This window comes from Streptomyces sp. NPDC031418 (genome assembly GCF_055581605.1).
Window position 1 is genome coordinate 159279 of the sequence record NZ_JBVIJC010000020.1, and the last position, 21047, is coordinate 180325.

22 protein-coding genes and 1 riboswitch are annotated in these 21047 nt (G+C 72.6%); of the genes, 13 read left to right on the top strand and 9 right to left on the bottom strand.

The window, feature by feature from the left end:
• Positions 1–54 precede the first annotated feature (54 nt).
• The 3 genes from ACZ5CZ_RS28060 to ACZ5CZ_RS28070 all read left to right on the top strand — a co-directional run bounded on the left by ACZ5CZ_RS28060 (position 55) and on the right by ACZ5CZ_RS28070 (position 2488).
• Entirely contained in the window at positions 55–543 is a 489-nt protein-coding gene (locus ACZ5CZ_RS28060) for a DUF5304 domain-containing protein (RefSeq protein ID WP_385844004.1), read from the top strand.
• A 67-nt stretch (positions 544–610) separates the two neighbouring features.
• A complete protein-coding gene (locus ACZ5CZ_RS28065; RefSeq protein WP_385844003.1) occupies positions 611–1564 on the top strand; it encodes an ROK family glucokinase in 954 nt (317 codons plus the stop codon).
• A gap of 171 nt (positions 1565–1735) precedes the next feature.
• Complete coding sequence (locus ACZ5CZ_RS28070; protein WP_385844002.1) at positions 1736–2488, top strand: endonuclease/exonuclease/phosphatase family protein; 753 nt, start codon at positions 1736–1738, stop codon at positions 2486–2488.
• A 6-nt stretch (positions 2489–2494) separates the two neighbouring features.
• Here the strand turns inward: ACZ5CZ_RS28070 and ACZ5CZ_RS28075 are convergent, their stop codons facing one another.
• Both ACZ5CZ_RS28075 and ACZ5CZ_RS28080 read right to left on the bottom strand, forming a co-directional pair.
• The gene (locus ACZ5CZ_RS28075; protein ID WP_385844001.1) at positions 2495–3073 is read right to left on the bottom strand and encodes a hypothetical protein; all 579 of its coding nucleotides are present in this window, start codon (positions 3071–3073) and stop codon (positions 2495–2497) included.
• Positions 3066–3845: an alpha/beta hydrolase gene (locus ACZ5CZ_RS28080; RefSeq protein WP_468947047.1), complete on the bottom strand. Its 780-nt coding sequence runs from the start codon at positions 3843–3845 to the stop codon at positions 3066–3068. The genes ACZ5CZ_RS28075 and ACZ5CZ_RS28080 overlap by 8 nt, the downstream gene beginning before the upstream one ends.
• 174 nt (positions 3846–4019) lie before the next feature.
• On the opposite strand from ACZ5CZ_RS28080, the gene ACZ5CZ_RS28085 reads away from it, so the two are divergent.
• The 4 genes from ACZ5CZ_RS28085 to ACZ5CZ_RS28100 all read left to right on the top strand — a co-directional run bounded on the left by ACZ5CZ_RS28085 (position 4020) and on the right by ACZ5CZ_RS28100 (position 7827).
• Positions 4020–4742 carry a lysophospholipid acyltransferase family protein gene (locus ACZ5CZ_RS28085; RefSeq protein ID WP_385844109.1) on the top strand — a complete coding sequence of 241 codons (723 nt, stop codon included), beginning with the start codon at positions 4020–4022 and terminating at the stop codon, positions 4740–4742.
• A gap of 34 nt (positions 4743–4776) precedes the next feature.
• Positions 4777–5994, top strand: coding sequence for a MacS family sensor histidine kinase (gene macS, locus ACZ5CZ_RS28090; RefSeq protein ID WP_468947050.1), 1218 nt, complete (start codon positions 4777–4779; stop codon positions 5992–5994).
• Positions 5991–6674, top strand: coding sequence for a response regulator (locus ACZ5CZ_RS28095; protein ID WP_468947053.1), 684 nt, complete (start codon positions 5991–5993; stop codon positions 6672–6674). The genes macS and ACZ5CZ_RS28095 overlap by 4 nt, the downstream gene beginning before the upstream one ends.
• 124 nt (positions 6675–6798) lie before the next feature.
• Positions 6799–7827 (top strand): 6-phosphofructokinase, encoded by a 1029-nt coding sequence (locus tag ACZ5CZ_RS28100; protein WP_385843996.1) that lies wholly within the window; start codon positions 6799–6801, stop codon positions 7825–7827.
• 65 nt (positions 7828–7892) lie between these two features.
• Here ACZ5CZ_RS28100 and ACZ5CZ_RS28105 read toward each other — a convergent pair whose 3' ends face one another.
• Entirely contained in the window at positions 7893–9758 is a 1866-nt protein-coding gene (locus tag ACZ5CZ_RS28105; RefSeq protein ID WP_468947056.1) for an anthranilate synthase family protein, read from the bottom strand.
• A 340-nt stretch (positions 9759–10098) separates the two neighbouring features.
• Between ACZ5CZ_RS28105 and ACZ5CZ_RS28110 the strand changes: the two genes are divergently transcribed.
• Positions 10099–11418: a class II 3-deoxy-7-phosphoheptulonate synthase gene (locus ACZ5CZ_RS28110; protein ID WP_385844108.1), complete on the top strand. Its 1320-nt coding sequence runs from the start codon at positions 10099–10101 to the stop codon at positions 11416–11418.
• A 139-nt stretch (positions 11419–11557) separates the two neighbouring features.
• Positions 11558–11782, top strand: coding sequence for a (2Fe-2S)-binding protein (locus tag ACZ5CZ_RS28115; protein WP_385843993.1), 225 nt, complete (start codon positions 11558–11560; stop codon positions 11780–11782).
• Positions 11783–11812: 30 nt separating this feature from the next.
• Here the strand turns inward: ACZ5CZ_RS28115 and bfr are convergent, their stop codons facing one another.
• Positions 11813–12292: a bacterioferritin gene (bfr, locus tag ACZ5CZ_RS28120; protein WP_385843992.1), complete on the bottom strand. Its 480-nt coding sequence runs from the start codon at positions 12290–12292 to the stop codon at positions 11813–11815.
• A 176-nt stretch (positions 12293–12468) separates the two neighbouring features.
• Here bfr and ACZ5CZ_RS28125 point away from each other — a divergent pair, with 176 nt between their 5' ends.
• Positions 12469–13101, top strand: coding sequence for a sulfite oxidase-like oxidoreductase (locus ACZ5CZ_RS28125; protein WP_468947061.1), 633 nt, complete (start codon positions 12469–12471; stop codon positions 13099–13101).
• A gap of 18 nt (positions 13102–13119) precedes the next feature.
• Here ACZ5CZ_RS28125 and ACZ5CZ_RS28130 read toward each other — a convergent pair whose 3' ends face one another.
• The 5 genes from ACZ5CZ_RS28130 to thiO all read right to left on the bottom strand — a co-directional run bounded on the left by ACZ5CZ_RS28130 (position 13120) and on the right by thiO (position 18661).
• Entirely contained in the window at positions 13120–14001 is an 882-nt protein-coding gene (locus tag ACZ5CZ_RS28130; RefSeq protein ID WP_385843989.1) for a deoxyribonuclease IV, read from the bottom strand.
• 57 nt (positions 14002–14058) lie between these two features.
• Positions 14059–15990 (bottom strand): Stk1 family PASTA domain-containing Ser/Thr kinase, encoded by a 1932-nt coding sequence (gene pknB / locus ACZ5CZ_RS28135; protein WP_468947063.1) that lies wholly within the window; start codon positions 15988–15990, stop codon positions 14059–14061.
• 515 nt (positions 15991–16505) lie between these two features.
• Positions 16506–17300, bottom strand: a complete 795-nt coding sequence (locus ACZ5CZ_RS28140; RefSeq protein ID WP_468947065.1) for a thiazole synthase — start codon at positions 17298–17300, stop codon at positions 16506–16508.
• Between the two features lie 3 nt (positions 17301–17303).
• Positions 17304–17504: a sulfur carrier protein ThiS gene (gene thiS, locus ACZ5CZ_RS28145; protein ID WP_385843984.1), complete on the bottom strand. Its 201-nt coding sequence runs from the start codon at positions 17502–17504 to the stop codon at positions 17304–17306.
• Positions 17501–18661 (bottom strand): glycine oxidase ThiO, encoded by a 1161-nt coding sequence (thiO, locus tag ACZ5CZ_RS28150; protein ID WP_385843983.1) that lies wholly within the window; start codon positions 18659–18661, stop codon positions 17501–17503. The genes thiS and thiO overlap by 4 nt, the downstream gene beginning before the upstream one ends.
• Positions 18659–18770, bottom strand: a riboswitch (TPP riboswitch). (Overlaps the previous gene by 3 nt.)
• 52 nt (positions 18771–18822) lie before the next feature.
• On the opposite strand from thiO, the gene ACZ5CZ_RS28155 reads away from it, so the two are divergent.
• The 3 genes from ACZ5CZ_RS28155 to ACZ5CZ_RS28165 all read left to right on the top strand — a co-directional run bounded on the left by ACZ5CZ_RS28155 (position 18823) and on the right by ACZ5CZ_RS28165 (position 20904).
• Positions 18823–19173: an avidin-fold protein gene (locus tag ACZ5CZ_RS28155; protein ID WP_385843981.1), complete on the top strand. Its 351-nt coding sequence runs from the start codon at positions 18823–18825 to the stop codon at positions 19171–19173.
• A 47-nt stretch (positions 19174–19220) separates the two neighbouring features.
• Positions 19221–20453 (top strand): NAD(P)/FAD-dependent oxidoreductase, encoded by a 1233-nt coding sequence (locus ACZ5CZ_RS28160; protein ID WP_385843980.1) that lies wholly within the window; start codon positions 19221–19223, stop codon positions 20451–20453.
• A gap of 85 nt (positions 20454–20538) precedes the next feature.
• Positions 20539–20904, top strand: coding sequence for an Rv2175c family DNA-binding protein (locus ACZ5CZ_RS28165; protein ID WP_030641990.1), 366 nt, complete (start codon positions 20539–20541; stop codon positions 20902–20904).
• Positions 20905–21047 lie beyond the last annotated feature (143 nt).

Below are 21047 nucleotides of genomic sequence, written 5' to 3' on the forward strand. Positions count from 1 at the left end.
GGGCACGCCCGTTCGGGTAACGTCGTAAAGGCGAACCGCAGTCAGGAGTCCGCCATGAGCGAAGAGCGCCCCGCACCCGATCCGCACGAGGAGCCGGCCCGGGCGACCGACGCCGACGCCTGGGCCACGGCCTGCGCCGAGGACCTCGCCGCCGAGAAGGCCCGCCGCCGCGCCGACTCCGGCCCCCCGCCGGGCTCGGCCGCCGAGGAACTGAAGAAGCTCGTGGAGACGGTGGCCGACAAGCTCTCCGGCCTGCGCTCACCGCTCCTCGGAGCACTCGCCGGGCCCGCCGCCGAACAGGTGGTGCGCCAGGTCGTCCAGCAGGCGAAGGCCGCCGTGGAACCCGTCATAGAGCGCAACCCGGACGTCTTCGACCACCTCGCCGCGGCCGGTAGCGAACTGCTGGCCGCCTACCGCTCCGCCGTCGAGGCCCAGGAGCGGCGCTGGACCGCCCGGACCGCCGACGACCTCGCCGAGGACTGGCGGGACCGGCGCGACAAGGGGGAGGACGGCGGCCCGGGGGAACGCATCGACCTGGACTGACGCCCTCGCGGGGCAGGGCCTCGGGTACGGTTGGCCGTAGCGGGGCTCGACCGAAACTGAGGGATTCATGGGACTCACCATCGGCGTCGACATCGGCGGCACCAAGATCGCGGCCGGCGTGGTCGACGAGGAAGGCAACATCCTCTCGACCTTCAAGGTGCCGACCCCCACCACGCCCGAGGGCATCGTGGACGCCATTGCCTCGGCGGTGGAGGGTGCGCGCGCCGGACACGAGATCGTCGGCGTGGGTATCGGTGCGGCCGGTTATGTGAACCGGCAGCGCTCCACGGTGTACTTCGCGCCGAACATCGACTGGCGCCAGGAGCCGCTGAAGGAGAAGGTCGAGGCCCGCGTGGGCCTCCCGGTCGTGGTCGAGAACGACGCCAACGCCGCCGCGTGGGGCGAGTACAAGTTCGGCGCCGGCAAGGGCCACCGCAACGTCATCTGCATCACCCTCGGCACCGGTCTCGGCGGCGGCATCATCATCGGCAACAAGCTGCGCCGCGGCCACTTCGGCGTGGCCGCCGAGTTCGGCCACATCCGGATGGTCCCGGACGGCCTGCTCTGCGGCTGCGGCTCCCAGGGCTGCTGGGAGCAGTACGCCTCCGGCCGCGCCCTGGTCCGCTACGCCAAGCAGCGCGCCAACGCCACCCCGGAGAACGCCGAGGTGCTGCTGTCCCTCGGCGACGGCACCCCGGACGGCATCGAGGGCAAGCACATCTCCATGGCCGCCCGCCAGGGCGACCCGGTCGCCGTGGACTCCTACCGCGAGCTGGCGCGCTGGGCCGGCGCGGGCCTCGCCGACCTGGCCTCGCTCTTCGACCCGTCCGCGTTCATCGTCGGCGGCGGCCTCTCCGACGAGGGCGAACTGGTCCTCGACCCGATCCGCAAGTCGTACAAGCGCTGGCTGGTCGGCGGCAACTGGCGCCCGGTGGCCGATGTGATCGCCGCCCAGCTGGGCAACAAGGCGGGCCTGGTGGGCGCGGCCGACCTGGCCCGGGAGCCCGACCCGATCATGTAAAGAAGCCTGTGCCGCACCAGGGGCTGTGCTGCACCAAGGGGCGCGGGGCTGTATCAACATGCGGCTCCGCCGCGTGGGCGCGACCAGCCACGACAACGCGGCAGTCGCGCACGAAACCCCGCGCCCCGAGCTATGAGGCGCCCCCACTCCCGTGCGGCGTAAATTGACCGCATGGTCATCGCGCCGCTCCCCAACTCCACGACAGAGCCCGACGGTTCGGCCGTCATCCGCGTCCTCAGCTACAACATCCGCTCGATGCGCGACGACACCGCCGCCCTCGCCCGGGTGATCACCGCCTGCGACCCCGACCTGGTCCTCGTCCAGGAAGCCCCCCGCTTCTTCCGCTGGCGCAAGAAGCTCGCCCGGCTGGCCGCGGCCTCCGGCCAGGTGATCCTCACCGGCGGTGCGACGGCCGCCGGACCGGCGATCCTGTGCAGTCTGCGGGCCACCGTCGAACGCACCGAGGACACCCTCCTGCCGCTCACCCCCGGCCTCCACCGGCGTGGCTTCGCCACCGCGGTGGTCCGCTTCGGCGGCGCCCGCCTCGGCGTGATCAGCTGCCATCTCAGCCTGGACGGCAGCGAGCGGTACGAGCAGAGCGGCATGCTCCTCGACCGGCTCGCCGCCCTCGGCACCGAGCACGCCGTCGCCGGGGGAGACCTCAACGAGGGCCCCGGCGGCCGCGCCTTCCGCAGGCTTGCCGGGCCGCTCCAGGACTGCCGGGCCGTCGCCCCCTGGGGCGGCGAGGACACCTGGACCCACAGCGAGCCGCACCGCCGTATCGACGCGGTCTTCGCCACCAAGGGCGTCGAGGTGCTCGGCTGCGGGGTGCCCCTGGACCAGCCGGGCGTCAGCCGGGCAGACCTGAGGGCGGCCACGGACCACCTCCCGGTCCTGGCCGCCCTCAGAATCCCGGCCGGCTGACGCGCGCTAGACCACGGCCCCCCGGCCGGGGTCGCCGTCATCGTCGTCGTCCGTACGCATCCGGGCGACCAGCGTCGCGAAGCCCCCGAGGAAGCCGCCGATGCTCAGGGTCGCCAGCCACCAGGTCATGTCCCAGCCGAGCAGCACCGCGAGCAGCAGCAGGACCGGGCCGCCGACGACGCCCAGCCAGGCGAACTTGGCGGCGGTGTCGGCGGTCGGCAGCGGAGGCGGCTCGGGCGGTACGAAGTGACCCTCGTCGTCCTCGTCGAAGTCGTCCTCGGAGGGCTCGGCCACGGTGTAGTCGCGCGGACCGACCCCGGGCGCGAAGGACACCGAGCTGCCCAGCGGCCGTACCGGACGCTGCGCCGGCGCGGTCTCGCCCTCCTCCTCCGGCTCCTCGGGTTCCGGCAGCGCGAGATCCTCCACCCGCCGGAAGGGCCGGGAACCCGGCGGATCCGGCGGCTCCTCGCCGTACCCGGCGACGATGGCCAGCCAGGCGGCGTCCTCGTCGAACGGCACCCCCTGCTCCTCCGGCTCGGGGCCCTCCCGATCGCGGTCCCCGCGGTCGGAGTCGTGCTCAGCCAACTGCGGCCGTCCCTTCCTTGCCGACACTGGGTGCGAGCCGGCCGATGAAGCCGAGGCTCTCCTCGAAGATCCGGTCCGCGTCCTCGTCCAACGTCGCCACGTGGTAGCTGTGTTCCAGCACGACCTGCGATACGTCCGTGGACGACACCCGGCTCAGCACCCGGGCCGAGTCGGCCGCCGGCACGACATGGTCCCGGGCGCTGCGCAGCAGCAGCAACGGCTGGGTGACCTGGGGCAGCTCGCCGTCCAGCCGGCGCAGGAACACCCGCAGCGAGTGCGCGGCGTGCAGCGGCACCCGGTCGTAGCCGAGCTCGGCCGCGCCCTCCTTCGCGATGTCGCTGGCGATTCCCCGGGTGGTCCGCACCAGGTGCCGGGCCACCGGAAGGGCGTACGCCGACAGCCCGTGCACCTTGTTCGCCGGGTTGACGACGACGACGCCCGAGACCCGCCCGCCGTGCCGCGCGGCCAGCCGCAGCGCGAGGGCACCGCCCATGGACAGGCCCGCGACGAACACCTGCGAGCAGCGCCGGGCGAGCACCCGCAGCTCGCGGTCCACCTCCGCGTACCAGTCCTGCCAGCCGGTGAGCTGCATGTCCTCCCAGCGGGTGCCGTGCCCGGGCAGCAGCGGCAGGGACACGGTGAGGCCGTGGGCCGCGTGGTGCTCCGCCCAGGGGCGCAGCGACTGCGGCGAGCCGGTGAAGCCGTGACAGAGGAGGACACCCACCTCCCCGCCCGCGTGGCGGTACGGCTCGGCTCCGGGGAGAACCGGCACCTTTCGACTCTCCTGTTCCTGGGCAAGGCCCCCGTCGGCGGCCGGCGGAGACGTGAAGAACTCGCGGATGTGGTTCACCGTACGCGACCGCACTGACACCGACCAGGGTCGTCGGCTCCTTCGCCGGTTCTCCGGGTTAAGGTCTGTTCGACGAAACCAGGAGGAGCACGGGTGTTGTACGGCACGATGAAGGTCGCCATCGGAGGGCCGCTGAAGGTCGCCTTCCGGCCCTGGGTGGAGGGCCTGGAGAACATTCCGGCCGAAGGCCCCGCCATCCTGGCCAGCAACCACCTGTCCTTCTCGGACTCGTTCTTCCTGCCGGCCGTGCTGGACCGCAAGGTCACCTTCATCGCCAAGGCCGAGTACTTCACCACCCCCGGAGTGAAGGGCCGCCTGACCGCCGCCTTCTTCAAGGGCGTCGGCCAGCTGCCGGTGGACCGCTCCGGGGCGCGCGGCGCCGGCGAGGCCGCGATCAAGAGCGGCATAGAGGTGCTGCGCCGCGGCGAGCTGTTCGGCATCTACCCGGAGGGCACCCGGTCGCCCGACGGCCGGCTCTACCGGGGCAAGCCCGGCGGCCTCGCGCGCGTGGCCCTCGCCACCGGCGCCCCGGTCATCCCCGTCGCGATGATCGACACGGAGAAGATCCAGCCGCCCGGCAAGGTCGTACCGAAGCTGATGCGGCCCGGCATCCGGATCGGCAAGCCGCTGGACTTCAGCCGCTACCAGGGCATGGAGCACGACCGGTTCGTGCTGCGCGCGGTGACCGACGAGGTCATGTACGAGATCATGAAGCTCTCCGGCCAGGAGTACGTCGACATCTACGCGACCGCCGCCAAACGGCAGATCGCGGAGGCGGCGAAGGCGGCCAAGGAAGCGGAGAAGAAGACCGAGGCCTAGCACGGGCGACGGGGGGCGACGGGGGCACGGGGGCGTGGCGAAGCGCGAGCGGGTCATGAGGATGTCGGTCGAGCTGCCGCTGTGGCGCGCGCTCGCCGGCTACCGCGTGCTCACCATGCTCTACGCCATCGGCCTGTGCGCCACCGCGTACTCCCACTTCGTCCGCCCCTGGGTCGCCGTCGGCTACTACGCCGTCCTGGTGGTGTGGACCCTCGCCACCCTGCCCCGGGTCCGGAACGCGGCGAACTGCACCAAGGGCTTCCTGGCCGCCGATCTGACCGTCGCGCTCACCGGCATCCTGCTCACCCCGCTCGCCGACAACCACGAGCGGATCGCGGGCGGCGGCCCCACCCTGCCGTCGATATGGACCGCCGGCTCGGTGCTGGCCTTCGCCGTCAAGGGCGGCTGGCGCTGGGCGGCCGTCGCCTCCACCGCCGTCGCCGCCGTCAACCTGGTCGAGCGCGGCAGCCCCGCCCGGGACACCGTGCACAACGTGGTCCTGGTCTGGGTCGCCTCCATCGCCATCGGCTACGTCGTCGAGGTCGCCCGCGCCTCCGAACGCACCCTCGCCCGCGCCCTGGAGATCGAGGCGGCGACCCGGGAACGCGAGCGGCTGGCCCGCGACATCCACGACAGCGTGCTCCAGGTGCTCGCCATGGTGAAGCGCCGGGGCGCCGCCCTGGGCGGCGAGGCGGCCGAGCTGGGGCGGCTCGCCGGGGAGCAGGAGGTGGCCCTGCGCACCCTGGTCTCCGGCGGCCTGCTGCCGGTGTCCCGGGTGTCGGAGGACGCCCTGGCCGGGGCCGTCGTACGGCTCGTGGACGAGCCCGCGGACGACGGCCACGACGGCCCGGTCGACCTGCGGACCCTGCTCGCCCCGCACGCGGGCGCCCGGGTCAGCCTGGCCGAACCCGGCGCGCCGGTCGAGCTGGCCGCCGCCGCGGCCCGGGAGCTGGCCGCAGCGGTGGGGGCCGCGCTGGACAACGTGCGCCGGCACGCGGGCCCGGACGCCCGGGCCTGGATCCTGGTCGAGGACTGGCCGGACGAGATCGTCGTCACCGTCCGGGACGACGGCCCCGGCATCCCCGAGGGCCGGCTCGCCCAGGCGGAGGGCGAGGGCCGGCTCGGGGTGGCCCAGTCGATCCGCGGGCGGCTGCGCGACCTCGGCGGCGGCGCCGAGCTGATCTCCGTCCCCGGGCAGGGCACGGAGGTCGAACTGAAGGTACCGAAGAGCACGAAGGCGGGGCGTCGATGAGCGAGCAGCAGGAACAGGGCCCGATCAGGGTCATGGTGGTGGACGACCACCCCATGTGGCGGGACGCGGTCGCCCGGGACCTCGGCGAGGCCGGCTTCGCGGTGGTCGCCACCGCCGGCGACGGTGAGCAGGCGGTCCGCCGCGCCAAGGCCGCCGCCCCCGACGTCCTGGTGCTGGACCTCAACCTGCCCGCCAAGCCGGGCGTCCAGGTGTGCAAGGAACTCGTCGCCCACAACCCGGCGTTGCGCGTCCTCGTGCTGTCGGCCAGCGGTGAGCACGCGGACGTGCTGGAGGCGGTGAAGTCCGGCGCGACCGGCTACCTGGTGAAGTCGGCGTCCACCGAGGAACTCCTCGACGCGGTGCGCCGTACCGCCGTGGGCGACCCGGTGTTCACCCCCGGCCTCGCGGGACTGGTCCTCGGCGAGTACCGCCGCCTGGCCGCCGAACCCGCCCCCGCCCCGGACACCGAGGAGCCCGGCGCGCCCCGGCTGACGGACCGGGAGACCGAGGTGCTGCGGCTGGTCGCCAAGGGCCTGAGCTACAAGCAGATCGCCGAACGCCTCGTCATCTCCCACCGCACCGTGCAGAACCATGTGCAGAACACCCTCGGCAAGCTCCAGCTGCACAACCGCGTCGAGCTGGTGCGGTACGCGATAGAGCGCGGACTCGACGACGCATAGGGCGTGTTCGCCCCGGCGCGGTCACCGGCACGCGCCGGAAACACCCTTCCCGCCTCTCCCGATGTGACGCAACTCACCATTAGCGTGACAGTGCGTCACACCACCGCGGCGAAGGGACATGTCCATGCGGGTCGGAGTACTCACCGGAGGCGGCGACTGCCCCGGACTCAACGCCGTCATCCGGGCCATCGTGCGCAAGGGCGTACAGAACTACGGCTATGAATTCGTCGGCTTCCGGGACGGCTGGCGCGGCCCCCTGGAGAACGACGCCGTCCGCCTGGACATCCCGGCGGTCCGCGGCATCCTGCCCCGCGGCGGCACCATCCTCGGCTCCTCGCGGACCAACCCGCTCACCGCCGAGAACGGCGTCCGCCGCATCAAGGACAACCTGGCCAAGCAGGACGTCCAGGCCCTCGTCGCGATCGGCGGCGAGGACACCCTCGGCGTGGCCGCGCGGCTGTCCGGGGAGTACGGGGTGCCCTGCGTCGGGGTGCCCAAGACGATAGACAACGACCTGTCGGCCACCGACTACACCTTCGGCTTCGACACCGCCGTCTCCATCGCCACCGAGGCCATCGACCGGCTGCACACCACCGCCGAGTCCCATATGCGGGTCCTCGTGGTGGAGGTGATGGGCCGGCACACCGGCTGGATCGCCCTGCACGCGGGCCTGGCCGGCGGCGCCAACGCGATCCTCATCCCCGAGCACCGCTTCGACGTCGACCAGGTCTGCGCCTGGGTCACCTCCCGCTTCCGGGCCTCCTACGCGCCGATCGTGGTCGTCGCCGAGGGCGCCATGCCCCGGGACGGCGAGATGGTCCTCAAGGACACGTCGCGGGACTCCTTCGGGCACGTCCGGCTGTCCGGGGTCGGCGAGTGGCTGGCCAAGGAGATCGAACGGCGCACCGGCAAGGAGGCCCGGACGACGGTCCTCGGGCACGTCCAGCGCGGCGGCACCCCGAGCGCCTTCGACCGCTGGCTCGCCACCCGCTTCGGACTGCACGCCATCGACTGCGTCCACGACGGCGACTTCGGCACGATGGTCGCGCTGCGCGCCACCGACATCGTCCGCGTCCCGCTCGCCGAGGCCACCGCCCGGCTGAAGACGGTCAAGCCCGAACTGTACGAGGAGGTCGGCGTCTTCTTCGGCTGACCACGCGGTGCGGTGTCCCGGACGGGGCCCCCGACCAGGACACCGCACCGCTCACGGCCGGCCGGTCAGGACACCGACGTGCCGGCGCCGTGCAGCCGGCCGATCAGCTCCCGCACCACCGCCGCCCCGTTCAGCGTGAGCACCGACTCGGGATGGAACTGGACCGACGCGAAACCGGGGCCGCGCAGGGCGTGCACCTCGCCGTTCTCCGCGCGGCTCACCTCGATCCCGTGCGCCGCCAGCTCGCCGGCAGCCTCCTCGTCGCAGCGGGCCACGAAACTGTTGTAGAAGCCGACCGTCTCCGGCCGCCCGAACAGGTCGATCACCGTCTGCGCACCCTGGTACGGCACCTCCTTGCGGACCAGGTCCAGCCCCAGCTCGGCCGCGATCAGCTCATGGCCCAGACAGACCCCGAGCACACCGTGCGGATGCTCCCGGATCACCGCGGCGGCCAGACCGCGCAGGAGGCGCATCTTCGGATCGGCCGGATCGGCGGGGTCGCCCGGGCCCGGACCGAGCACCACCGGACCCTCGTGCGCGAGCACCGCCGCCCGCAGCCCCGACTCGTCGTAGCGCCGTACGGTCACCTCCAGACCGGTGGAACGCAGCACATGGGCGAGCATCGCGGTGAAGGTGTCCTCGCCGTCCACCACCAGCGCGTGACCGGTCAGCTCCCGGCTCTGCTCCTGCATCCGCAGCCAGAACGGCGCCAGCGAGGCCCGGCGCCCGTCGAGCGCCGCCCGCACCCGCGGGTCGTCGGCCAGCCGGGGCCGCTCCCGCTCCGCGGCCGCCCGGGACGGCCGTACCCCCAGGGCCGCGAGCACACCCGCCGCCTTGGCATGGGTCTCGGCGACCTCGCCCGCCGGATCCGAACCGCGCACCAGCGTCGCGCCCACCGCGACCCGCAGCCCGCCCGCCGCGTCGATGTCGGCGGTGCGGATCAGAATGGGGGAGTCCAGGGTCTGCGCGCCCCCGGAGTCCCGGCCGAGCAGCGCCAGCGCCCCGGCGTAGTAACCCCGGCCGCCGTTCTCGTGCCGTTCGATCACCCGGCACGCGTTCTGCACCGGCGACCCGGTCACGGTCGCCGCGAACATCGTCTCCCGCAGCACCTCCCGCACATCCATCGAGGACCTCCCGCGCAGCTCGTACTCGGTGTGCGCGAGGTGTGCCATCTCCTTCAGCCGCGGCCCGACGACGACCCCGCCCCGGTCGCCGACGGTGCACATCATCTTCAGCTCCTCGTCGACGACCATCGACAGCTCCTCGATCTCCTTGCCGTCGGCGAGGAAGGAGAGCAGGTGCTCCGGCGTCGGCCCGGCCGCCGGATAGCGGTAGGTCCCGCTGATCGGGTTCATCACGACCGTGCCGCCGGACATCCGCACATGCACCTCCGGGCTGGCCCCGACCAGCGTCCGCTCGCCCGTGTGCACGACGAACGTCCAGTACGCGCCCCGCTCGCCCGCCAGCAGCCGCCGGAACAGGGCGAGGGCGTCCGCGCGGGAGAAGCCGGGGATCTCGCCCCGGTACGTCCGCCGGATCACGAAGTTCGCGCCCTCGCCCCGGCCGATCTCCTCGCGCAGCACCCGGCCGACGATCCCGGCGTACTCCTCGTCGTCGACGTCGAAGCCGCCGTCGCGCACCCGGACCTCGTGGCCGGGCAGCTGGTCCAGCGCCTCGGCGAGCGGCAGCGTGTGCGTCTCCTCGGGGCTGAGCACCGCCAGCGGCGTCCCGTCGTCCCGTACGTCGAAACCGCGCTCGCGGATCTGCCGGAACGGCACCAGGGCGAGGCCCTCGTCGGGCAGGTCGGCGAGCCGGCCGTAGGTGCGGACCGGGCCGATCAGCACCTCCACGGTGTGCTCGTCGTGGCCCGGGGTGCGGCGGCGCAGCAGGGCGAAGGGGCGGGGGTCGGACAGCAGGTCCTGGAGGTTCACGGGTCATCCTTCTCGGTCTTCCGGCGCGGTCTGCCGACGGAGAGGGACGACCCCGGAAAACACCGAAGGCCGCCCCTCGGGCGGCCTTCGCGAAGTCGTGGGTACGCGCAGTCAGCGGGCCGCCGGAGAAGCGGTCCACCACCAGTTCCGGCCAGCGCGGTGCCGGGTCGAAAGCGCGAACATGCCGGGAACCCTAGGCCCACGGCCGCGCCCGTGTCCACCACGCGGGGGCCGGACGCCGGGTCCCGGGACCCGGCGTCCCACAGTTTGGGCGTGGGACTGACACCGCGCACACAGCCCGTAGGCTGGGGGCGTGAACGCAAACGCCTCCATCCTGGACATGAACACCTGGCGACACCTCCCCGCGGCCCAGCAGCCGGAGTATCCGGACCAGGGAGCTCTGCGTAAGGTCGTCAGCGAACTGGAGAGCTTTCCGCCGCTCGTCTTCGCAGGCGAGTGCGACCAGCTGCGCGCCCGGATGGCGGCCGTCGCCAAGGGAGAGGCGTTCCTCCTCCAGGGCGGCGACTGCGCCGAGGCCTTCGACGCCGTGTCGGCCGACCACATCCGCAACAAGCTCAAGACGCTGCTCCAGATGGGTGCCGTCCTGACCTACGCGGCCTCCGTGCCCGTGGTGAAGGTCGGCCGGATCGCGGGCCAGTACTCCAAGCCGCGCTCCAAGCCGACCGAGACCCGCGACGGCGTGACGCTCCCGGTGTACCGGGGCGACTCCGTCAACGGCTTCGACTTCACCGAGGCCAGCCGCATCCCGGACCCGGAGCGGCTGAAGCGCATGTACCACGCCTCGGCGTCCACGCTGAACCTGGTGCGCGCCTTCACCACCGGCGGTTACGCCGACCTGCGCCAGGTGCACGCCTGGAACCAGGACTTCGTGAAGACCTCGCCGTCGGGCCAGCGCTACGAGCAGCTCGCGCGCGAGATCGACAACGCGCTGAACTTCATGCGGGCCTGCGGCACCGACCCGGAGGAGTTCAAGACCGTCGAGTTCTTCTCCTCGCACGAGGCGCTGCTGCTCGACTACGAGTCCGCCCTGACCCGGGTCGACTCCCGCACCGGCAAGCTGTACGACGTCTCCGCGCACATGGTGTGGATCGGCGAGCGCACCCGGCAGATGGACCACGCGCACATCGAGTTCGCGTCCCGGATCAGCAACCCGATCGGCATCAAGCTCGGCCCGTCCACCACGGCCGAGGAGGCGCTCCAGTACATCGACCGCCTCGACCCCGAGCGGGAGCCGGGCCGGCTGACCTTCATCGTCCGGATGGGCGCCGACAAGATCCGCGACCGGCTCCCCGAGCTGGTCGAGAAGGTCACGGCGTCCGGTGCGACGGTGGCCTGGGTGACCGACCCGATGCACGGCAACACCTTCGAGGCGGCCTCCGGGCACAAGACCCGCCGCTTCGACGACGTGCTGGACGAGGTCAAGGGCTTCTTCGAGGTCCACAAGGCGCTCGGCACCCACCCGGGCGGCATCCATGTGGAGCTGACCGGCGACGACGTCACCGAGTGCGTGGGCGGCGGCGACGAGATCTTCGTCGACGACCTGCACCAGCGCTACGAGACGGCCTGCGACCCGCGGCTCAACCGCAGCCAGTCGCTGGACCTGGCGTTCCTGGTCGCGGAGATGTACCGGGACCAGTGAGCATCCGAAGGGGCGCGGATCACACCGGATCCGTGCCCCTTCCCCTTTTGCGGACCCAGGGGGATGGGTAAGGTTAGGTTTGCCTCACCGAAAAACGGGATGGCAGTCCATACAGCGATCCCGTCGGGAGGTGAACCGCGTGTACGTCTGTAGCTGCTTCGGCATCACCGAAGCCCAGGTCATGCAGCACGCGGAGGACGGCGCCTGCACCCCGCGCCAGATCGCCTCGGCCTGCAAGGCGGGCACCGACTGCGGCTCGTGCGTCCGCCGGATCCAGGCCATCCTCGGCCGTGGCGCCTGCCCCCGCCGGGAGCTGGCCGACCAGGGCCGGCCGGTGCTCACCGAGCTGCCCGAGGCGGCTTAGCCGCCGCTCCGGCCTAGTCGCCGCTCCGGCCTAGCTCTCCGGCTGCTCGATCAGCTGGGCGATGTACAGCGCCTCGCCGAGCTTGTCCACCAGCTCCAGCTGGGTGTCGAGGTAGTCGATGTGGTGCTCCTCGTCGGCGAGGATGTCCTCGAAGATGTTCGCGGACGTGATGTCGCCCTTCTCGCGCATCACCTTGATCCCGCGCCGCAACCGGTCGATCGCCTCCACCTCGATCTGCCGGTCGGCCTCGAACATCTCCCGGACCGTCTGCCCCACCCGCACATGGAACAGCCGCTGGTAGTTGGGCAGCCCCTCCAGGAACAGGATCCGGTCGGTGAGCACCTCGGCGTGCTTCATCTCGTCGAACGACTCGTGCCGCGTGTACTTGGCGAGCTTCGTCCAGCCGAAGTTCTCCTGCATCTTCGCGTGCAGGAAGTACTGGTTGATCGCGGTCAGCTCGCCGGTGAGCTGCTCGTTGAGGAACTCGATGACCTCGGGGTCGCCCTGCATCGCAGCGGCTCCTTCCACACGGGGTAACGGGGAGGGTGTGCGGCGGCATGATTGCACCGGCGAGGAAGATCGTCCAGTAAGTGCGTACTTAGTAAGTACATGCTGAGTTGATGGCAGTTGTCCGGTTCCGGTGGTGGTGGTCAAGGGCATCGCCCAAGGTCTGTCAGGATGGATACATGGGGCATCCGGTGGAGCGAGAGTCTGGAGCGACGGCAGGGTCCGAGCTTCCGCCGGGTCAGCGGCTCCAGCGCGGCTGGCCGGTCACGCACTACGGTCCGGTGCCGAAGTTCCGGCCCGAGCGCTGGGAGTTCCGGGTGTTCGGCGCCACCGCCGACGGCGACAAGCGCACCTGGACCCACGAGGAGTTCACGGCTCTGCCGTACACCACCGTGGTGGCCGATCTGCACTGCGTGACCAAGTTCAGCATGCTCGGCGCGGAGTGGGGCGGGATCCCCGCCCAGGCCGTCGTGGACCTCGCACCGCCGGCCCCCGACGTCACCCATGTGATGGTCTGGGCCGAGTACGGCTTCAGCTCCAACCTGCGCCTGGCCGACTTCCTCTCCGACCGCACGATCTTCGCCACCCACAAGGACGGCGAGCTGCTCACCGCCGAGCACGGCTTCCCGGTCCGGCTGATCGTGCCCCACCTGTACGCCTGGAAGGGCCCCAAATGGGTCCGCGGCGTGGAGTACATGACCGCCGACCGGCGTGGCTTCTGGGAGGAACGCGGCTACCACAACATCGGCGACCCCTGGAAGGAACAGCGCTACTCCTACCAGGAGGAACCGGGGGAGGGGCCGGAGCTGTGAGCCCGGCCGCCCGGCGGCTCAGCCGTCCCTGAGCTTCTTCAGGCGCTCCACGTCCGCCGCGTGCCCCTCCTTGCCGCCGGGCGTCTCGATGATCAGCGGCACGCCCGCCGTCGCGGGATGGGTCATCAGCGCCCGGAACGGGTCCTCGCCGATGTGACCGGCGCCGATGTTGGCGTGCCGGTCTTTGTGCGCGCCGACCACGTCCTTGGAGTCGTTGGCGTGGATCAGCTTCAGCCGGCCCTCGCCCACCGTGTCCACCAGCAGGTCCAGCGTCCGGTGCATCCCGTCCGGCCCGGTCAGGTCGTGTCCCGCGGCGAAGACATGGCAGGTGTCCAGGCAGACGCCCAGCTTCGGATGGGCGTCCAGTGCCTCGAAGTACGGCCCGAAGTCCCAGGTGCGCGAGCACAGCGAGGAGCCCTGGCCCGCGGTCGACTCCAGCAGCAGGAACGGGTCGTCGTCGTGGGTCAGCTCGTCCAGCAGCGGCAGCAGATGCGCGCGCACCTGCTTCAGCGCGACCTCCCGCTCCCGCCCGCCGGTCGCGCTCCCCGTGTGCACCACCACACCCAGCGCACCGATCTCCCGGCCGCGCCGCAACGAGTGCCGCAGCGACTCCACCGAGCGCTCCACGGTCGCCTCGGTGTGCGAGCCGAAGTTGATCAGATAGGGGGCGTGCACATACGCCGGGACCGACTCCTCGGCGCACGCCGCGCGGAACGCCTCGTCCTGCCGGGGGTTCCCGGCGGGCGTCGCCCAGCCGCGCGGATTGGCGACGAAGACCTGCACGGTCTCCGCCCCCAGCTCGCGGGCGTACGACAGCCCCACCGAGTGCAGGCCGCCGGCCACGGGCACATGACCGCCGACGGGGTTGCGGGGCAGGGAGGAGGACAGGTCGGGACTCACCCGTTCAGGGTGTCATGCCCGCCCCGCCGTCCGGACCGCGGCCGCCGGTGACCCCCGTCACCGGATGGTGATCGTGACGGTCGATCCCTTGGGCGCCTTGTCGCCGCCGGTCACCGACTGCTTCTGCACGGTGTCGCCGAAGATCCCGAGGAGCCCGCGGTCCTCCTCCACCTGGAAGCCGGCGTCCTGGAGCGCCTTCTTCGCGTCGTCCACGCTGTCGCCCACCACGTCCGGGACCTCGACCATCTCCGGGCCCTTGGACAGCGTCAGCGTCACCGTGTCGCCCTCGGCGGCCCGGCTGCCGTCGCCCGGGCTCTGCCGGGCCACCTTGCCCTTGTCGTACTCCGAGTTGACCTGCTCGGGGGCGATCTTCACCTTCAGACCGGCGTCCGTCAGATCCTGCCGGGCGCTGTCCAGGTCCTCACCGGTGACGTCCGGCACGTCGATCGGGCTGCCCTTGCTCACGGTCAGCGCGATCGCCGAGCCCGCGTGCCGCTTGGTGCCCGGCCCGGGGGCCGTGGAGACGACCGAGCCCTTGGCGACGTCCTCGCTGAACTGCTGGGTGACCATGCCCGGTTCCAGCCCGTCCGCCTTCAGCATGGCCCGCGCCCTGGCCAGCGGCCGGCCCGTCACATCCGGCACGTTGACCGTCTCCGGACCGAGGGACACCGTCAGCGTCACCCGGTCGTGGTCCCGGACGCGGGCGCCCGGCGCCGGGTCGGTGCCGATGACCGTGCCCCGCTGGACCGTGTCGCTGTACGCCTTCCTGACCTGCCCGACGCGCAGCCCGGCCGCCTGGAGCCGGTCCCGCGCCTGCGCCTCGGTCTTCGCCAGCAGCGGCGGGACCTTGGTGAACTGGCCGGAGTTGATGTACCAGACCCCGGCGCCCACGCCGAACACCAGCAGCACCGCGGCGACGACGGTGACCATCAGGCGCCGGGAGCGCCGCGGCGGGGCGGTGGGACCGGGCGGCACGGGCGGCCCGCTGAACCGGGTCGTCCGCTCGACGGGCGCCTCTTCCGCGTCCTCGTTCACCGGCAGCGGCCGGGGCACCGTGAGCGAGCGCGGGATCACGCTCGTCCGGTCCTCGGCGTTGTCGTGCTCCGCGGACCGCGCCTGCGGCGGCACCGCGTCCAGCTGCTCGTCGCTCAGTCCCTGCCGCGCCTGACGCACCCGGGCGAGCAGCGCCACGGCGTCCGCCGGCCGGTCGTCGGGGACGCGCGCGGTCGCCACGGCGACCAGCTCGTCCAGCGCGTACGGCAGCCCCGGCACGAGCGCCGACGGCGGCGGCACGTCCTCGTGGATGTGCTGGTAGAGCACCTGCGCGGGGGAGTCCCCGGAGTGCGGCTTGGTGCCCGTCAGCATCTCGTAGAACATGACCCCGCACGCGTACACGTCGACGCGGGGGTCCGCGGTGCCCTGCTCGATCTGCTCGGGCGCGAGATACGAGACGGTGCCGAGCACGGAACCCGTCGTGCTGGTCACCGTGTCCACCGACCGCACGAGTCCGAAGTCGGCGACCTTGACCCGGCCGTCGTCCCCTATCAGCACGTTCTCGGGCTTCATGTCCCGGTGCACGAAACCGGCCCGGTGGGCGGCGCCGAGCGCGGCGAGCATCGGTTCGAGGATGTCCAGCGCGGCCCGGGGGCGTACGGCGCCGCGCTCGCGCAGCACGTCACGCAGGGTGCAGCCGGCGATGTACTCCATCGCCAGATACACATACGACCCGTCGGTGCCCTGGTCGAAGACCTGCACCACGTTCGGGTGGTCCAGCCGGGCGACGGACTTCGCCTCCCGGATGAACCGCTCCACGAAGGACCCGTCGGCCGCGAGCGTCGGGTGCATCACCTTCAGCGCGAGGACCCGGTCCAGGCGGGTGTCCAGGGCCCGGTAGACGGTGGCCATCCCGCCGGCCGCGATCCGTGCGTCGACGCGATACCGGCCGTCGAGCACCTGCCCGACGAGGGGGTCCTGAAGGGTCGTATCCACGCACGCGAGTCTACGAGGCCCCCAGACCCCCCCACCCCGCCCACCCCGGACCGAACCCGACCTGTAACACCCACCCACACCCGCCAACGCCGAGCCCGCCTCAGGAAAGCCCCGCCCACCCACACCCGCCGACGCCGAGCCCGCCTCAAGAAAGCCCCGCCCACCCGCACCCGCCGACGCCGAGCCCGCCTCAAGAAAGCCCCGCCCACCCGCACCCGCCGACGCCGAGCCCGCCTCAGGAAAGCCCCGCCCACCCGCACCCGCCGACGCCGAACCCGCCCCAGAGGAAAGCCCCGCCCTCCCGTCGGCAGACTTCTCCCACCCACCCGCACCCGCCCCCCGGCAAAGCCCCGCCCCCCGGCAAAGCCCCGCCCCCCGGCAAAGCCCCGCCTCCCAGCCGGCAGTCTTCCCCCACCCACCCACCCACCCGCACCCGCCGACGGCGAGCCCGCCCCACAGGAGAGTCCAACCCTCCAGTTGGCAGTAACGGGTGGTGCGCGGGTGGGAGAACCCGGTCAGAACGCCGGCCGCTCGGGGTCGAGGTGGGCCATTCCCGCCGTAGGAGACGACGCCTCCGCGAAGTGCCTGCGCGGAATCCGCCCGGCCAGCCGAGCCAACCTCCCCGCCTCCACCCCCTGCTTCATGGCGGCAGCCATCAGCTCCGGCTCCTGCGCCCGCGTCACCGCCGACGCCAGCATCACCCCCGCACACCCCAGCTCCATGGCCAACGCCACGTCGGACGCCGTACCCGCCCCCGCGTCCAGGATCACCGGCACCCGCGCCTGCTCCACGATCAGCTGGAAGTTGTGCGGATTGCGGATGCCGAGCCCGGACCCGATCGGCGACCCCAGCGGCATGACCGCGGCACAGCCCACATCCTCCAGCTTCCGCGCGAGCACAGGATCGTCATTGGTGTACGGCAGCACCGTGAACCCGTCGTCCACCAGCGTCTCCGCCGCCTCCAGCAACTCCACCGGATCCGGCAGCAGCGTCCGCTCGTCGGCGATGACCTCCAGCTTGACCAGGTCCGTACCCAGCGCCTCCCGGGCCAGCCGGGCGGTCAGCACGGCCTCCCCGGCGGTGAAGCAGCCCGCCGTGTTCGGCAGCACCCGGATCCCGAGCTTCTCCAGCACCGACAGCACCGAGCCGTGCACCGAGGGGTCCACCCGGCGCATCGCGACCGTGGTCAGCTCCGTGCCGGAGGCGATCAGCGCCCGCTCCAGCGCCTCCAGGCTGGGGGCCCCGCCGGTACCCATGATCAGGCGGGAGGAGAGGGTCATGTCCCCGAGGACCAGTGGATCGTCGGCCATGGCTCAGCCTCCCTGGACGGCGGTGAGAACCTCGACCCGGTCACCCTCGGCGAGCGCTGTGTCCGCCCACCGGCTGCGCGGGACGACGGTCTCGTTGAGGGCGGCGGCCACTCCGGAGGGCGCCGGGGTCAGCATCTTCACGACGGTGTCGAGAGCCGTACCGGGAACGATCTCCTGCGGCTCCCCGTTGACGGAGATGATCATGCGGGCTGCTCCATGCGGACGGCGCCGAAGCGCTGCGGGGTGAACGGGCGGGCCTCCTGAGGCAGTTCACCACCGGCCAGCAGCTGCCCCATCAGGTCCCCGGTGACCGGGGTGAGCAGGACACCGTTGCGGTAGTGCCCGGTGGCCAGCAGCAGCCCGGCGAGACCGGACGGGCCGAGCAGCGGCGCGTTGTCCGGGGAGCCGGGGCGCAGTCCCGCGCGGGTCTCGGTGAGCGGCAGCTCGGTGATCCCGGGCACCAGCTCATGGGCGTCGCGCAGCAGCTCGTACACCCCGCCCGCGGTGACCGTGGTGTCCCAGCCCAGCTCCTCGCTGGTCGCGCCGACGACCAGTTCGCCGTTCTCCCGCGGCACCAGATACACCTGGCTGCCGCGGACCACGGCCCGCACGGTCCGGCTCAGGAACGGCGCGTACCGCTGCGGCACGGTCAGCCGCAGCACCTGCCCCTTGACCGGCCGCACCGGCGGCAGCAGCGCCTCCGGCACCCCCGCGAGCCGCCCGCTCAGGCTGCCCGCCGCGAGCACCACCTGCTCGGCGCGCAGTTCGGTGCCGTCCGTCGTGGTGACCCCGGCGGCCCGGTCCCGTACCACGTCCAGCCGCTCGGCCCAGGCGCGGTGGAAGACGACACCGGTCCGCTCGCACGCGGTCACCAGCGCCGCGGCCAGCCGCCGCGGATCGATCTGGTGGTCGCCGTCGACGCGCAGCCCGCCGCGCACGCCGGGCGCCAGCATCGGCTCCAGACGGCGGCACTCCCGGCCCGACAGCCACTGCGACTCCAGCCCCGAGCGCTGCTGGAGCAGGTGCAGTTCGCGCAGGTGGGCGCGGTCGTCGGCGTCCAGGGCGACGGCGAGTGTGCCGCAGCGGCGGTAGCCGAGGTCCTGGCCGGTCAGCTCGGTCAGCTCGGCGGCGAAGCCGGGGTAGCGGCGCGCGGACTCCAGGTTGAGGGCGAGCAGCGTCTCCTCGCCGTAGTGCAGTTCCGTGACCGCGGCCAGCATCCCGGCCGCGACCTGCGCGGCCCCGCCACCGGGCTCGGGGTCCACCACGGCCGTGGCGAGCCCGCGCTGCGCCGCGCGCCAGGCCGTGACCAGGCCGATGATTCCGCCCCCGATGACGAGGACGTCGGACGTACGTGACGACATGGGCGTCCAGCCCCTCCCTTCGCCGGAATGACCCGGATCAGGTTCGTACGGTCGGAGGCCGCCAGCCTCCCTCTCAGCCCGGTGCGTCCGGGCTCCCGCGAGTGCTTGTACGGTGGCCACCCTAGCCCGCCCCGCTCAGCACCCGTAAGGAGCCCCTGGCCGTGCCCCGCTCGCTGGATGGACTGACGCTCGCCCCCGTGGCCGATCAAGCCGCAGGTCAGGTGGGTACCCGTACCCGCTTCGCCTACCACGAGAAGGACGGCGAGATCTGGGCCGAGTACGCGGGCGGGGACGTGGTCCGCGGCCATCTGGTCGGCACCCGCGAGGGCGACCGGCTGGACTTCCGGTACGTGCAGCTGAGGACCGACGGGACGACCGCCTCCGGGCACTGCGTCTCCACGGTCGTCGAACTGCCCGACGGGCGGCTGCGCCTGGAGGAGACCTGGGAGTGGGAGTCCGCGCCGGGCTCCGGGAGCAGCGTTGTGGAAGAGATCACCGAGCCGGCCCCCTGACTGACAATCCGTCACTTGTCTATGGTGAGCGGGTGAGTGGTGATCGGGTGAGCGAGCAGACAGCGCACGAGGGCGTCGGGCAGGCCCGGCGGGTGGTCGTCGTCGGCGCGGGCATGGCCGGGGTGCAGACCGCGGTCGCCCTGCGCGAGCAGGGGTTCCGCGGCGAGGTGACCGTCATCGGCGCCGAACCCCACCAGCCCTACGACCGGCCCCCGCTGTCCAAGGCCGTGCTGCTCGGCAAGGCCGAGGACTCCGCCTTCGACGTGGACTTCGAGTCGCTCGGCGTCCGGCTGCGGCTCGGCTGCGAGGTGCTCGGCCTGCGCCCGGACGCGCACGAGCTGGACACCGAGGCCGGCCCGGTGCCGTACGACGTCCTCGTGCTGGCCACCGGGGCCGAACCGGTCACCCTGCCCGGCACCGAGGGCGTGCCCGGGGTGCATCTGCTGCGCACCCTGGACGACGCCGAACGGCTGCGGCCGGTGCTCGCCCGGCAGCACGACATCGTGGTCGTCGGCGCCGGCTGGATCGGCGCGGAGTTCGCGACGGCCGCCCGGGAGGCCGGCTGCGCGGTGACCGTCGTGGAGGCCGCCGACCGGCCGCTGGCCGGTGCGCTGCCCGCCGAGGTCGCCGCCCCCATGGCCGCCTGGTACGCCGACGCGGGCGCCGAACTGCGCACCCACGCGCGCGTGGCGCGCGTCGAGCCCGGCGCGGTGGTGCTCGACGACGGCACCCGGCTGCCCGCGGGCGCGGTCGTCGTCGGCATCGGCGCCCGCCCGGCCACCGGCTGGCTGGCCGGCTCCGGTGTCGAGCTGGGCGCGCACGGCGAGGTCCGCACCGACGACCATCTGCGCACCTCCGTGCCGGACGTGTACGCCGTCGGCGACTGCGCCTCCTTCCCCTCGGCCCGCTACGGCACCCGGCTGCTCGTCCACCACTGGGACAACGCGCTCCAGGGCCCGCGCGCGGTCGCCGCGAACATCCTGGGCGAGGCACCGCAGGCCTACGACCCGGTGCCGTACTTCTGGTCCGAGCAGTTCGGCCGCTTCGTGCAGTACGCCGGCCACCACGCGACGGCCGACCGCCTGGTGTGGCGGGGCGATGCGGCCGGGCCCGCCTGGACCGCCTGCTGGCTGAGCGGGGACCGCCTGGTGGCGCTGCTGGCCGTGGGCCGGCCGCGGGACCTGGCCCAGGGCCGCCGGCTGATCGAGGCGGGCCGGCGCATGGACCCGGTCGCCCTGGCCGACCCGGCGAAGCCGCTGAAGGACGCCACGGCCGGCTGAGCTGCGGCGCGCGGGGCCACGACGGCGGCGCACCCGGACGGCGACCGATCGCGGCGCCCGCCGCGCAGCGCCTACCCTTGTCCTCGTGACCGAGATTGACGCAAAGATCGATGCTCTCGTCCCCGCCTGGCTCACCCTGCCCGACATCGCCGAGATGCTCGGCGTCGAGGTGACCCGGGTGCGGCAGCTGGTCAAGGAGGGCCAGCTCATCGCCGTACGACGTGGAGAGAACCGCGCACTGCACGTCCCCGCCGCCTTCATCGACGGGGACAAGGTCGTCAAGGGCCTGTCCGGGACCCTGACGCTCCTGCGGGACGACGGCTTCACGGTGGAAGAGATGATCGAGTGGCTCTTCACCCCCGACCCGACCCTGCCGGGCACCCCGGCGCAGGCCCTGAGCGAGAATCGCGGCACGGAGGTGAAGCGCCGGGCCCAGGCGCTCGCCGTCTGAGCCGAGCCGTACCAGGAGGTGGGGGGGGGGGGGGGGGGGGGGGGGGGAAAACACCAAACAACAAAAAAGAAAAAAAAAAAAGAGAAGAAACAAAGTATGAAAACAACCCCACCGCAACCGTCCCCGACCCCCCGTCCCCCCTC

Coding starts and splice junctions, on each gene's coding strand:
- ACZ5CZ_RS28060 (WP_385844004.1), top strand. CDS start 55: ATGAGCGAAGAGCGCCCCGCACCCGATCCGCACGAGGAGCCGGCCCGG.
- ACZ5CZ_RS28065 (WP_385844003.1), top strand. CDS start 611: ATGGGACTCACCATCGGCGTCGACATCGGCGGCACCAAGATCGCGGCC.
- ACZ5CZ_RS28070 (WP_385844002.1), top strand. CDS start 1,736: ATGGTCATCGCGCCGCTCCCCAACTCCACGACAGAGCCCGACGGTTCG.
- ACZ5CZ_RS28095 (WP_468947053.1), top strand. CDS start 5,991: ATGAGCGAGCAGCAGGAACAGGGCCCGATCAGGGTCATGGTGGTGGAC.
- ACZ5CZ_RS28100 (WP_385843996.1), top strand. CDS start 6,799: ATGCGGGTCGGAGTACTCACCGGAGGCGGCGACTGCCCCGGACTCAAC.
- ACZ5CZ_RS28110 (WP_385844108.1), top strand. CDS start 10,099: ATGAACACCTGGCGACACCTCCCCGCGGCCCAGCAGCCGGAGTATCCG.
- bfr (WP_385843992.1), bottom strand. CDS start 12,292: ATGCAGGGCGACCCCGAGGTCATCGAGTTCCTCAACGAGCAGCTCACC.
- ACZ5CZ_RS28125 (WP_468947061.1), top strand. CDS start 12,469: ATGGGGCATCCGGTGGAGCGAGAGTCTGGAGCGACGGCAGGGTCCGAG.
- ACZ5CZ_RS28140 (WP_468947065.1), bottom strand. CDS start 17,300: ATGGCCGACGATCCACTGGTCCTCGGGGACATGACCCTCTCCTCCCGC.
- thiS (WP_385843984.1), bottom strand. CDS start 17,504: ATGATCATCTCCGTCAACGGGGAGCCGCAGGAGATCGTTCCCGGTACG.
- thiO (WP_385843983.1), bottom strand. CDS start 18,661: ATGTCGTCACGTACGTCCGACGTCCTCGTCATCGGGGGCGGAATCATC.